At 40.9% G+C, this 12,399-nt stretch carries 10 protein-coding genes and 3 pseudogenes; 2 read left to right on the top strand and 11 right to left on the bottom strand.

The genetic code is table 11. From position 1 onward, the window contains the following. Window positions 1-249 precede the first annotated feature (249 nt). The 8 genes from DCC82_RS09280 to DCC82_RS09245 form a co-directional block, all read right to left on the bottom strand. Window positions 250-2,121, bottom strand: coding sequence for a PTS fructose transporter subunit IIABC (locus DCC82_RS09280; RefSeq protein WP_097354454.1), 1,872 nt, complete (start codon window positions 2,119-2,121; stop codon window positions 250-252). A gap of 28 nt (window positions 2,122-2,149) precedes the next feature. After that, window positions 2,150-3,061, bottom strand: coding sequence for a 1-phosphofructokinase (gene pfkB, locus DCC82_RS09275; RefSeq protein WP_097354453.1), 912 nt, complete (start codon window positions 3,059-3,061; stop codon window positions 2,150-2,152). Then, a complete protein-coding gene (locus tag DCC82_RS09270; RefSeq protein WP_062754246.1) occupies window positions 3,058-3,810 on the bottom strand; it encodes a DeoR/GlpR family DNA-binding transcription regulator in 753 nt (250 codons plus the stop codon). Before DCC82_RS09270 ends, pfkB begins: the two co-directional genes overlap by 4 nt. Window positions 3,811-3,971: 161 nt before the next feature. After that, window positions 3,972-5,819, bottom strand: a complete 1,848-nt coding sequence (locus tag DCC82_RS09265) for a diguanylate cyclase (protein ID WP_097354452.1) — start codon at window positions 5,817-5,819, stop codon at window positions 3,972-3,974. Window positions 5,820-6,012: 193 nt separating this feature from the next. Next, window positions 6,013-6,588: a DUF5317 domain-containing protein gene (locus DCC82_RS09260; RefSeq protein WP_062754250.1), complete on the bottom strand. Its 576-nt coding sequence runs from the start codon at window positions 6,586-6,588 to the stop codon at window positions 6,013-6,015. 248 nt (window positions 6,589-6,836) lie between these two features. Then, a complete protein-coding gene (locus tag DCC82_RS09255; protein ID WP_073967954.1) occupies window positions 6,837-6,998 on the bottom strand; it encodes a FeoB-associated Cys-rich membrane protein in 162 nt (53 codons plus the stop codon). 51 nt (window positions 6,999-7,049) lie between these two features. Next, window positions 7,050-9,047 carry a ferrous iron transport protein B gene (gene feoB, locus DCC82_RS09250; RefSeq protein ID WP_015863771.1) on the bottom strand — a complete coding sequence of 666 codons (1,998 nt, stop codon included), beginning with the start codon at window positions 9,045-9,047 and terminating at the stop codon, window positions 7,050-7,052. A gap of 3 nt (window positions 9,048-9,050) precedes the next feature. Next, window positions 9,051-9,272, bottom strand: a complete 222-nt coding sequence (locus tag DCC82_RS09245; RefSeq protein ID WP_097354451.1) for a FeoA family protein — start codon at window positions 9,270-9,272, stop codon at window positions 9,051-9,053. 357 nt (window positions 9,273-9,629) lie between these two features. Here DCC82_RS09245 and DCC82_RS09240 point away from each other — a divergent pair, with 357 nt between their 5' ends. Then, window positions 9,630-10,589: a bile acid:sodium symporter family protein gene (locus DCC82_RS09240; protein WP_015863769.1), complete on the top strand. Its 960-nt coding sequence runs from the start codon at window positions 9,630-9,632 to the stop codon at window positions 10,587-10,589. A gap of 28 nt (window positions 10,590-10,617) precedes the next feature. Here DCC82_RS09240 and DCC82_RS09235 read toward each other — a convergent pair whose 3' ends face one another. Beyond that, complete coding sequence (locus DCC82_RS09235) at window positions 10,618-11,553, bottom strand: endonuclease I family protein (protein ID WP_097354450.1); 936 nt, start codon at window positions 11,551-11,553, stop codon at window positions 10,618-10,620. Window positions 11,554-11,883: 330 nt separating this feature from the next. Between DCC82_RS09235 and DCC82_RS09230 the strand changes: the two are divergent. Then, a pseudogene (locus tag DCC82_RS09230) lies at window positions 11,884-12,039 on the top strand (enoyl-CoA hydratase); the annotation flags it as partial. On the opposite strand, the pseudogene DCC82_RS18095 reads toward DCC82_RS09230, so the two are convergent. Both DCC82_RS18095 and DCC82_RS09220 read right to left on the bottom strand, forming a co-directional pair. After that, window positions 12,033-12,125: pseudogene (locus DCC82_RS18095) on the bottom strand (metallophosphoesterase); the annotation flags it as partial. The pseudogenes DCC82_RS09230 and DCC82_RS18095 sit on opposite strands and share 7 nt — an antisense overlap. A gap of 1 nt (window position 12,126) precedes the next feature. Next, window positions 12,127-12,333, bottom strand: a pseudogene (locus DCC82_RS09220) (YkoP family protein); the annotation flags it as partial. Window positions 12,334-12,399: the final 66 nt, after the last annotated feature.

The raw sequence follows: 12,399 nt of genomic DNA, 5'->3' as shown, positions 1-12,399 counted from the left end.
CCCCTGCATCATACCAAGAGGGCTTTTTTTGATCAAGTCCCCGGAAAAGCTCCTAACGGGAATGCTCCTTTGTGATATAACGTATCACATTTTCTTCCATATTTCGATATCAAAAGAAAAATTTATAATTTTTCTAAAAAACTTAATTATATATAAAATACTAATGAATATCGTATTTATCTATATCAATAGGCTCTCCTTTTCGTTCTACAAAAAAGCTGAGCGACAAATGCCGCTCAGCTTTTTCTATTATTCCTCTACTTCTTTTTTCCACAAGCCAACCATCAAAGCAGTAATGATCGAACCGATCAAAATCGCTAATACGTATAATAAAGCACTTCCTTTTACAATTGGAATAACGAAAATTCCACCATGCGGAGCTGGAAGGCCAATGTGAAACAACATCGTCAGCGCTCCGCTGACCGCAGAGCCGACAATGATGGATGGAATGACGCGTACCGGGTCGGCTGCCGCAAACGGAATCGCCCCTTCTGTAATGAACGTCGCTCCCATGATATAGCATGTTTTTCCAGCTTCACGTTCCGCTTTTGTAAATTTCTTTTTAAAGAATGTCGTCGCAAGAGCCAGCCCTAACGGCGGCACCATTCCTCCGGCCATGATCGCTGCGTGCGGAGCATAATTTCCAGCATCAATCATGGCAATTCCAAACGTAAATGCCGCTTTGTTGATCGGGCCGCCCATATCAACCGCCATCATGCCGCCAAGAATCGCGCCAAGTAAAATTAAGTTTGCCGTTCCCATATTTTCAAGCCAATGCTTCATTGCCTCATTTAACGCCTTCACTGGATCGATAACAACATACATCATAATAAGTCCCGTAATGAAAATGCCAAAAAGCGGATAAAGCAACACTGGTTTGATTCCCTCAAGCGACTGTGGCAGATGGCTAAATACTTTTTTCAACCCAACCACTAAATACCCGGCAAGAAAGCCTGCGATTAACCCGCCTAAAAAGCCGGCGCCGCCATTTGCCGCCATGAAACCGCCTACCATCCCTGGCGCAAAACCAGGCCGGTCCGCAATACTCATGGCAATAAAACCAGCAAGCACTGGAATCATCAACGCAAAGGCGTTTCCTCCACCGATATCCATAAGCGCTTTCGCTATCGGATGATACGACGGATCTTTTGGATCAAACGCTTTAATACCGAAGATAAATGAAATCGCAATTAAAATACCGCCGCCGACAACGAACGGAAGCATGTTGGAAACTCCGTTCATTAAATGTTTATAAAATCCTGTACGCGGCTTTCCTACCGTTGTCGCCTCTTTCGCGCCGCTTCCTTGATAAATCGGCGCATCTTGCCGGAGAGCTTGTTCGATTAGCTCTTTCGGTTTACGAATCGCTTGCGCAACCGGTACTTGAATCACATGTTTTCCTTTGAACCGCTCCATTTCCACTTGCTTATCCGCCGCAACGATGACCGCAACCGCTTCCTCAATATCTTGCTTGGTTAATTCATTTTTCACTCCGCTAGAACCATTTGTTTCTACTTTAATATCGACATCCATTTCCGCTGCTGTTGCTTTTAAAGCATCCGCCGCCATATACGTATGAGCGATTCCTGTCGGACAAGCAGTGACAGCAATGACTTTTTTGCGCTTCGAAGGTGAAGATGCCGTATGTTCTGCTTCTTTCGTTTCCTCTGCCTCTTTTTCTGCAATCAACCGAATAAATTCCTCTTCATTTGAAACGCTTTCAATCCGCGCGCGGAAAGAGGAATCCATTAGCATAGACGATAAGCGGGCAAGCGCTTCTAAATGTGTATTATTCGCTCCTTCTGGCGCTGCGATCATAAAAAACAAGCGGCTCGGTTTTCCATCAAGCGCGTCATAGTCAATGCCGCTCTCAGAACGGCCAAACGCTACGGCAGGCCGCTTTACCGCGGCTGTTTTCGCATGAGGAATGGCAATTCCATCACCGACACCGGTCGTGCTTTGTGCTTCACGCGCAAAAATCGCTTCTTTGAACGCTTGTGCGTCACGCAACACTCCTGCTTCTTGCAGTTTCGCGACAAGTTCGTCAATTACTTCTTCTTTTGTTTTCGCTTTCAGATGGAGAATAATTGTTTCCTTTGTAAGCAAATCGGTAATTTTCATCAAAATGGTCCCCCTTTTTCATATGCCCTTAGAAACGCATGACATTTACTTCATGTACTAGCTGTTCGACACAGTCTTTTGTACATAAATCTTCAGAAAATGCCGTTGCACTTCCAGATGCGACACTATAAGCAAACGCTTCTTCCACACTTTTTCCGCTTGTATACGCCGCAAGAAACCCCGCCACCATCGAATCACCGGCACCAACGGAATTTTTTACTGTTCCCTTCGGCGCCTCAGCAAATAATGTCATTTCTTTATTAAAATAGAAAGCACCATCACCGGCCAGCGAAACGATGGCATTTTCTACTCCTAATTCTATTAATCGACGTCCACAAACCATGATCTCGTCTTTCGAGTGAAAGCTTGTCTCAAATAGCTCGGCTAATTCTTTATGATTCGGCTTTGCCAAAAATGGGTTCCGCGCAAGCAACGATTTTAATGCCGGGCCGCTTGTATCCACAACGACTTTTGCCTTCACTTTTTTTGCTTCATCGATGATTTTCTCATAAACGTCCGGTGACAAAGAAGACGGCACACTTCCTGCCAAAACGACGATATCATTTTCCGTTAATGCACGAATTTTTTTCATGAATTCCGCTTCATGTTCCGGCTGAATCATTGGCCCTTGACCGTTAATTTCCGTTTCTTTTCCTGATTTTAGCTTCACATTAATGCGCGTATTCCCTGGCACCTCGACAAAATCACAGGTAATGTTTTCGCTTTGTAATTGTTCGATAATGAACGCACCGGTAAATCCGCCGATAAACCCTAACGCCGTGCTCTCTATACCGAGCCTCTTAAGAACACGGGAGACATTGATCCCTTTTCCACCGGGGAATGTCAACGTTTTCACAGCACGGTTTAATTCGCCAATGCGAAGCTCGTCCACGTGCACAATATAATCAACAGATGGATTTAATGTACATGTATAGATCATTTTGTCACAACCTCTACTGCTGTTTTTGCTTTATATGGTTCTAGCCATTCTTCAGCTAATTCATTCGTAATCAGCGTTGCCTCATGCAGTTCAGCGATTTTGGCAAACGCGCTTTCATTAAGTTTTGAATGATCGGCAAGCACATACGCTTTTTGGGATAGCTGCATTGCTGTATATTTTACCATCGCCTCTTCCGGATCAGGCGTTGTGTACCCATATTCGTAGTGAACGCCGTTGGCGCCGATAAAACATTTGTCAAAACTATAACTTTTTAATGATTGCAATGCGCCGCGGCCAATGAGCGCTTTCGTTTTCTTTTTCATAAAACCGCCAAGTAAATATGTCGGAACGTCATATTCCAGAAGCATATCCAAATGCATAATACCATTCGTCACGACAACGATATCTTTGCCATGCAGATGCGGAATCATTTCGAACGTCGTCGTCCCAGCGTCTAAATAAATGCAATCACCGTTTTGCACAAGACTTGCCGCATACTCAGCAATCCGCTTCTTTTCTTGTATATGTTTTGTTGATTTTTCTAAGACGCTTAATTCTTCCCGCTTCTTTTGAAGCAGTGTTGCTCCACCATGAATACGCCGCAATTTTTTCTCTTTTTCCAACTGCGTTAAATCTCGGCGAATCGTTGACTCTGATGAATTGGTCGCCTCGACTAGCTCTTGCAGCTTCACTACTTCTTTTTCTGCAAGAAGCTCCAATATAATGCGGTGACGTTCTTCTGTGAGCAACTATTCCACCTCCTCGGATGGAAATGATCATTTTATACTTTTATCATAAACGAAAGCGGTTTAAAAATCAATCATTTTCAATCAAAATCTTTCAAATTAAGTCATGTATAATCAAAAAAAACATTCAAATTCAATCATTTCCGCAAAAATGAAAAGCTGTCTCATTGGACAGCTTTGTTATCATGATACTTCTCCGGTTGTTCATGAACACGCGATAAATATTTTTCTTGAATAAACTTTGTAAATAATTTAGCGTAAAAGGGATCGAACTGTGTGCCTGCACAACGCATAATTTCGGATACTGCCTCTTCAAACGTTTTCGTGCGTTGGTACGGCCGTTCTGTCGTCATCGCATCGAAAGAATCAATAATACATAAAATACGAGCAAGTTTTGGAATTTCTTCTCCTTTAAGTCCATATGGATATCCTTTTCCATCATAGCGCTCATGGTGAAGTTCGACAAGGGGAATTAAATCATCAAACTGTTTTTCCGATGCGATAATTTCTTTTCCCCATGTTACATGTTTCTTCACAATCTCCCATTCATGCCGTTCCAATTTTCCTTCTTTGTTTAGAATATCCCTTGGCACTTCGATTTTTCCAATATCGTGAATTAACGCTCCTAAAACAAGCGTTTGTCTTTCATGGTCGGTTAAATCAAGCATTTGGCTGAATTCGGATGCATATTTGAATACCCGTTTACTATGACGATATGTATAAACATCTTTCGATAAAAAAAACTTTACTTGCTGCTCCAGCGTATCTAAATCTTGTTTAAACTTTATTTCATCAAGACAAATGTTGTGCTCACTATAGATTTGCACATTGTTTTTCCCTTGCGCTTTTGCGTAATAAAGCGCCTGGTCTGCTTTATGAATCAACTCATCGCTGTCATACATCCCCTTTTCCATTTCCGCAATCCCGCAGGAAAAAGAAAGACAGCGGTAAGGAACATGCTCCACCCCGGAAAAGTATGTATCATTGACTTGCTTGCGCAATCGATCCAAAAAGGCATAAGCTTCTTCTTTCGTCGTATTTGGCATTAAAATCGCAAACTCCTCGCCGCCATACCGCGCCGCTACAAAGTCTGTTCCGTCTACCGCTTTTTTTAGAAGTTCACCAAAAAACTGCAACAGCTTATCGCCTTGTAAATGTCCATTGCGGTCATTATATTTTTTAAAATCATCTAAATCCAATAAAGCTAAACTAAATGGTTGTTTTAATTTTTTCGCGTCGGCAAACTGTTCTTGCAATATCTCTTTAAAATAACCATGATTATAAAGCCCTGTTAAATGATCCTTATTGGCACGCTCTGATACTTCCTGATATAAATAAAGAAATTTTCGAAACACCGCCGATAAAATAACGACTAAAACAGTGAATAAAAACAGACCAAAATACCGTTTTTCATTTAATAAAATCGCTAAAACAAGGGATAGTAGTAACGTAACGGAATAGCTAATAGCTGATTCTAACAAAACTCCTAAATCAAAAGTTCCTTTAAATATGCGATCAAAAAAAACAAAAAATAAAAACATTAAACAAATGTTTAAACTAAAATAAACAACTAGACTAATCATGTACGGAAGCAAATTTTGAGTATTTATTTCACCAACATGCCCACCGGAAAATAAAAATGAATAATAGGCACCGACAATCATAATGGAATACATGGAAAAATTAAATAAGTGCTTCCACCACAACATTTTACGTTTATATAAAGATTCAATTAAAATACTAATAAATAAGACATTCATTGCTAAATCAATGCCGTATAAGAACGTCACGGCTAAATAAATCGCCGAATCCATTGAAAATGAGTTATCCTTAGGCGGGAGGTTAATAGAGAAATAACTTAATAGAAGAATCGAGGCGGAAAGCATATAAATGAAAACCCAATCCTCTAAGGATTGAGTAATAAAATCACTCTCCACCAAAAATATAAGCATTCCAATGAAAGAAATAATTGTTAAATATATCTTTGCATATAATTTCGGCTTTAAAAACATTTGATAATCACTCTCATTTTACATAATTTTGGGGAGAAGTCTAATGAATGCTTCTCCTCCTTATAATAGTATTTATCCTCCAAGTCTATACCCAGATGTCAACGCAACTATAACAGAGCCGATAATAAATAGATTAATAAGTACTTGTTTTACTTTGACACTCATACTGATTGCCTCCTTAAATATTATTATATTATTTACTCGCAGGAGCGGTAGATGTTTTTTTGCTAGGTGCACTAAGCATTAGATGCTGAATAAATAAAAATGCCCCTACGTTCATTACGACATCGCCAATGCTGATGACTTGCTGACGCGGATATGGCGGTGAAAGCGGAATAATATCACCTAGAAACGGCAACAACGTCTCTTGCGTAATCGCTTGATGTTTGCCGTACACTCCCGCTTGCAATGCATCTATGTATTCACGGCCGAGAAATTGTGCAGCCTCAACCGACACAGGCATCCTTCCGCCGTTTACAGCCATAACGATAAAATTTAACAGCACTCCCGCAAAAATAACAATAAATCCAGGCTGGTTTCGGTTAAGCCAAAGAAAAAGAAGGCCAATCACATATACGAGAAGAAATAAGGTGTTGCTTAGTTTGGCAATAATCGCAACTTTATCTTGCAAGGCAAAAATAACGAACTGCACCACCAACAATAATGGAAACAGCCATCCCCCGCGCAGCTTCATATGCGCAAGCCCTTTCAAACTTCCTCCACGAAAAAAACCGATCACAAGCGATAATAAAATACCATCATAAACCATTATGTTTTCTCCTCATCATTACATACACAGAAGATTCTGTGTTTTCAAAACCCATTTTCTTCTATAATTCATTAATATCGATTTTTTCCGACAATGTAAATAGTACTTTTTGACTATTTATAGTAATTTTTTCTATTTTCCCTAAAATTCACGGTTATTAGATGCTCTTTCCAACTAAATTCGACATTCTTATCTGCAAGCACAAAAATAAGGATTCTCTATACTATTAATAGAGAATCCTCATATATTTATATACGATTTTCTTGTTGGTAAGGCGTACAAGAACCTTGACAATTATCAGCAAGAGAGCAACTAGCACATTTTCCTTTTGAACTTTTCTTAATGTGGCGGACAAGCATCCAACCGGCATAACTAAAAATAACGCCACCGATTACAATATTTGCGATCATCGTTCTCGCCTCTTTTCCCAAATAATATTACTAGTCTTCGAGACTATAGACTCATGAAAATCCAAGCAACGTTCCACCTTGATAAATAACGAAAGAAATCACGTACGCAATGCTTAACGCACAACCGATCGAAATAAACGTCCATTTTCGCGACCCTGTTTCTTTGCGAATGGTCGCAACAGTTGCTAAACAAGGAACATAAAGAAGAACAAACGTCATAAAGCTAAGCGCAGATAATGGCGTAAAATGCTGTGCCATTACTCCTTGTAACAAGTCCATATCTTTCGCATGATAAATAATATTCATCGTCGAAACAACGACTTCTTTTGCTAAAAATCCCGTAATAAGCGATGAACCGGCTTGCCATGTTCCAAAACCAAGCGGCGCTAAAATCGGTGCAATCACACCGCCTATCACCGCGAGAAAACTATCATCCATGGAAACACCAATTCCTTTTGGCCCAACATAGGTCAATAACCAAATCGCAACCGATCCTCCGAAAATAAACGTCCCTGCTTTCCGTATAAATCCTTTTCCTTTATCCCATGTGCTTCGCCACAACGTCAATGCTTGCGGCATTCGATATGGCGGCAGTTCAATAACGAAAATGGAACTTTCATTTTTGAATAAGGTGGAAGAAAATATTTTTGCAAGACCGAGTGCGACAACAATTCCTAATACATATAGCGAAAACACGACAATGGCTTGGTTTTTCGCAAAAAATGTACCAGCAAACAACGCATATACCGGCAGGCGCGCTGAGCAAGACATAAAAGGCAATAATAAAATCGTCAACAACCGTTCTTTCGGCTGCTCAATCGTCCGCGCTGCCATGACGCCGGGAACGTTGCAGCCAAAACCGATAATCATCGGAATAAACGCCTTCCCGTTTAAACCAATCGCCTCCATAAACCGGTCCATGACCATGGCGACACGCGCCATATATCCGGAATCCTCTAATAGAGAAATGAAAAAGAATAAAATGAAAATTTGCGGTACAAATACAAGCACCCCGCCAACACCGGAGACAATTCCGCTAAGTACAAGCTCTTTAATAAATGGCGATGCTCCTATAAGCGATAACAGTTTTGACAGCCAATCGGTTAACGGGCCGGAAAAAAACTGATCAAGCAAATCGGCAAGCGGTGTACCAAGCCAGTCAAACGTTAGCATAAACATGATATACATAAATAATAAGAAAATCGGCAAACCTAAATATTTATTCGTTACAATTGCATCGATTTTCTCCGTTAATGTAAGCGGATTTTGTTTAATGGCAACCGTCGATTTTTTGATCACATTCGTAATCCATTTGTCGCGCACTTTATAAATATGCTCTGCTAAAGTGCAGCCAAGCGTTTGTTGTACGTTATCGCGAATCAATATAAGCGGAGCAATATCTACATATGTCTGTAAATATGCATGAACTCGCTTGTTTCCTTCTAAAAATTGCAACGCAAGCCATCGCTTCGAAACCGGTAAATTATCAGGAAGTTGTTCGCCTATTTTTTGAACAGCAACCTCAACATCGGCCCCGTAATCAATAGAAAATTGATGTTCGTTTTGTTCGGATGCAGACAAAATAGCGCGAACAAGCTCTTTTGTCCCTTTTCCCGTCCGCGCAATAACCGGAATCACCGGGGCATTGATGCATTGTGAAAGCTTTTTTGCATCTACTTTTATTCCGCGCTTTTCTGCAACGTCAATCATATTTAATGCCATAATCAGCGGTTTGCCAAACTCAAGCAGCTGAACAGTCAAATGCAAATTCCGCTTTAATTGGGAAGCGTCCACAATGTTGACAATCGCCGAGAACGATTCTGTTAATAAAAATTCGGTCGCTACACCCTCATCACGTGAAAGCGGTCGCAACGAGTATATCCCTGGGAGATCAACGACGGGAACACCATGCTGGCGAAGCATGCCAACCTTTTTTTCTACCGTTACCCCGCTCCAGTTTCCGACATATTCATAAGATCCTGTTAAATTATTAAATAATGAAGTTTTCCCTGTATTTGGATTGCCGAATAACGCAATAGATGATGACATCGATTATTTCACCCCAATACAAGCAGCCTCTTTACGTCGAAGACAAATATACTGGCCATCTACTTCTACCATTACTGGGCCGCCAAACGGCATCATGCATTTGACACAAACTTTTTCGCCTTCACGCATCCCCATATGAAGAAGACGTTGTCTCACTACTTCATTGGCTACTGCTAAATTTGTAATAACGGCCTGTTGCCCTTGTTGAAGATCGGTCAAAACCATCTTTTCCGTCCCCCAAACAACAATGATTCTTTTTTTCAATTAGCAATATGGTAAAGCGAGAAAATAGATAAAATGGTGTTCGCATTTTCCTAATTTTATAAGAATGATTTTTCACCGAAGAACAATAATGATTATTTTTCTCAATTAATATATTAACCCACAATTTACGATTTTGAAAGTGATTTTTTTCACACTTTTTTGATCGTCACAATAAGTTCACAAATATAATGCAATGGGTTGTACCTTTCTTGAGAAAGGCGTAGGCAAAGTACAAACTTAAAATCTGTATAGTTGAACTTTTCAGAATAATATATATAATACTTTGTATATAATCACTACATAAAAGGAGGAAAAACAATGGGGATATTAGCGAAATTTAGCAACTTCGTTGGAAACACCTTTGCTGTCTGGGTGCTTCTTTTTGCTGCTCTTGCTTTTTATGATCCAAACGCTTTTACATGGATCGCTCCATACATAGTCCCGCTGCTTGGCGTTGTCATGTTTGGCATGGGTCTTACCTTATCACCCAATGATTTTAAAGAAGTATTCAAACGCCCGGTAGAGGTGCTGATCGGTGTAGCCGCCCAATTTCTCATTATGCCGCTTGTCGCTTTTTTGCTTGCTCGTTATTTGCCGGTTTCGCGGGAAGTCGCTCTTGGCATTCTTCTCGTCGGCTGTTGTCCGGGTGGAACAGCATCTAACGTGATGACCTATTTGGCCAAAGGAGATACCGCGCTGTCGGTCGCCGTGACATCCGTTTCTACGATACTGGCGCCGATTTTGACGCCGTCGCTGATGTTGCTGCTTGCCGGAAAATGGCTGTCCGTTTCTGCCGCGGCATTGTTTTGGTCAATTGTAAAAGTTGTCCTAATTCCGATTATTTTTGGGTTGATTGTGCAAGCCCTTTTCCAAAAGCAAGTGAAAGCGTTCATCCCAGTCCTGCCGCTCGTTTCTGTCATTGCGATTGTCGCCATTGTCGCGGCTGTCGTTGGGCAAAACCAGCAGGCAATTGCAAAAAGCGGGCTTGCCATCTTCTTAATCGTCGTCATTCATAACGGGCTTGGATTATTGCTTGGCTATTGGTTTGCAAAATTATTTCGTTTGTCAGCGCCAAAGCAAAAAGCGATTTCCATTGAAGTCGGCATGCAAAATTCCGGGCTTGGTGCGGCGTTAGCGACCGCTCATTTTTCACCGCTTGCTGCTGTTCCAAGCGCTATTTTCAGCGTCTGGCATAACATTTCCGGTCCGATTGCCGCAACCTATTTCCGTAAAAAAAGCGAGAAGGAAGAAGCGGAACAATCGACGTTTTCGGCATAAAAACTGGTTCCCCACGGGGAACCGTTTTTTATGGCACCAATTTGATCGGAAACACAATTCGTTCCGCAAGCGATGGGATATCAATGAACGGATTGCGATTTCCTTGAATGAGAAAAATAGCGCGGTTGCGATGCTTCTCATAAATGGTAACGGGAAATTCCTGATGCCAGCGAACAAGAAGGGGAACGTCAATTTTGTGGCGAAACGCTTTTGCGATTGTGTTCGGATAGCGAAGCAGAAAATACAGCATTGCCCGCGCCACCGTTCCTTTTCCGTATTCTGGTTCGAAATAACCGTTTTCCGCGACACCGCAGCGGTTTTGAATCTTTTCTTCCGGTGACTCCGGCTTGTAAAACGAAAAATCGGCGTACGGAAAGTTAGAGCGTAACGTATTGCATTTAGGATGGCAGACAAAGAGATGGTGCAAATCCCCTTTCATCGGCTCTCTTGCTCCAAACCACGATTGCGGAACGACATGTTCAGCGTTAAACTTCCATTGCTGTTCGATTTTTTTTATTCGCCTAATTTCTATTTGTTCCCATTCTCTCGCTTTTTTCAGTAATTTCCGAAATTCGTCATGTCGTTTTTTCATCGTGTCGTAATCTTGAATAATTAATATCTTCGGATCTTTTCTCTCCCCCGAATATATGCTTCTTACTGACCCATCTGGATACAAATCAACCCATGTATACAAATATTCATCTTTGCTGAAAAAGTAAGGCAGCCTTCGCTTATGCGTCCGTGACACCAGCCTATGATACATAACAAATAACGTTAGTCCATCCCCATCTACAGGTACACGACGATAATATCGCTCCATCGCTTGGCGATCTTCTTGTTCATCATAATACACATTCTCATTAACTTCGATATATTGCTGGTTTTCTTGCAATATCGCTATTTGTTCACTACGGTCATCTCCTTGCCATTGCTGGAGTTCTTCCAACTGTTTCCGTATTTCCACCGTTCCACCCTACTTCCTCTCCCTGTTCCTTTTCTCTTTTTGTATACAGTTTACCATGGACGCTTTCGTTTGGTTATCCAAAAAATAAAGTTCTCCCTTTTTATTTCGACGAACTTTTTTAATGAAGCTTACCGCACATCACAAACAACATGACGCAAAAAAGAACAGCAGCCATCCCTGCCGCATAAACGCAGGGACTAATTTTGTACGCGCATATTTCATCACCTGCAAACCCAAAATCGTGCATAAGGCCACTGTATTATTTATATTATTTAGAGAATTAAGTAAAATATAATCCAAAACAATGAATAAATAAAAGGGGAATAAGAAATGAATTTTAAGCCTGAAAATGTATTTACTTGGCAGCGCACGTTCACAGAAGAAGAAATATTGCAATTCGCCCAATTATCTGGCGACAAGGGAAGACATCATATGGAACGCGATGAGAAAGGGCAACTTATGGTTCACGGGTTATTTACCTTTAGCTTTTGAAATACCTTCAAGTACGGAACTAACTTTGGAATACTTCGTTTACGATCAAGGAAATCTCCGGTTAAGGCAATCAAGTCAAGAGGAAAAACGGAGCTGTGAAACGACAATCATAGGAATAAATGCGATTGTTTTAAACCATTTGTAAAACGGATTCACAATCGAAAATGTTTCAAAACCTAATCGCTCACACCCTTTGTTTAACATTGTAATCCCAATAATTCCTTTAATTTCAGAAAACGGTTCATGATTGCGCAAGTAATTTGCAATATAAGGAAGCCCTTCTTTCACGAGAACATCCGCCGGAAGCCCACTGCTTTAGCTGTGGGAGGAAGGCGGGGTTTATATTTTCAGTAT

This window comes from Geobacillus sp. LYN3 (genome assembly GCF_003064505.1).
Taxonomy (GTDB): domain Bacteria; phylum Bacillota; class Bacilli; order Bacillales; family Anoxybacillaceae; genus Parageobacillus_B; species Parageobacillus_B toebii.
The sequence above is the reverse complement of the archived record's forward strand: the minus strand, read 5'-3'. Positions and strand labels throughout refer to the sequence as shown.

Coding starts and splice junctions, on each gene's coding strand:
- DCC82_RS09265 (WP_097354452.1), bottom strand. CDS start 5,819: ATGTTTTTAAAGCCGAAATTATATGCAAAGATATATTTAACAATTATT.
- DCC82_RS09245 (WP_097354451.1), bottom strand. CDS start 9,272: ATGGTTTTGACCGATCTTCAACAAGGGCAACAGGCCGTTATTACAAAT.
- DCC82_RS09240 (WP_015863769.1), top strand. CDS start 9,630: ATGGGGATATTAGCGAAATTTAGCAACTTCGTTGGAAACACCTTTGCT.
- pfkB (WP_097354453.1), bottom strand. CDS start 3,061: ATGATCTATACATGTACATTAAATCCATCTGTTGATTATATTGTGCAC.
- feoB (WP_015863771.1), bottom strand. CDS start 9,047: ATGTCATCATCTATTGCGTTATTCGGCAATCCAAATACAGGGAAAACT.
- DCC82_RS09280 (WP_097354454.1), bottom strand. CDS start 2,121: ATGAAAATTACCGATTTGCTTACAAAGGAAACAATTATTCTCCATCTG.
- DCC82_RS09255 (WP_073967954.1), bottom strand. CDS start 6,998: ATGATCGCAAATATTGTAATCGGTGGCGTTATTTTTAGTTATGCCGGT.
- DCC82_RS09260 (WP_062754250.1), bottom strand. CDS start 6,588: ATGGTTTATGATGGTATTTTATTATCGCTTGTGATCGGTTTTTTTCGT.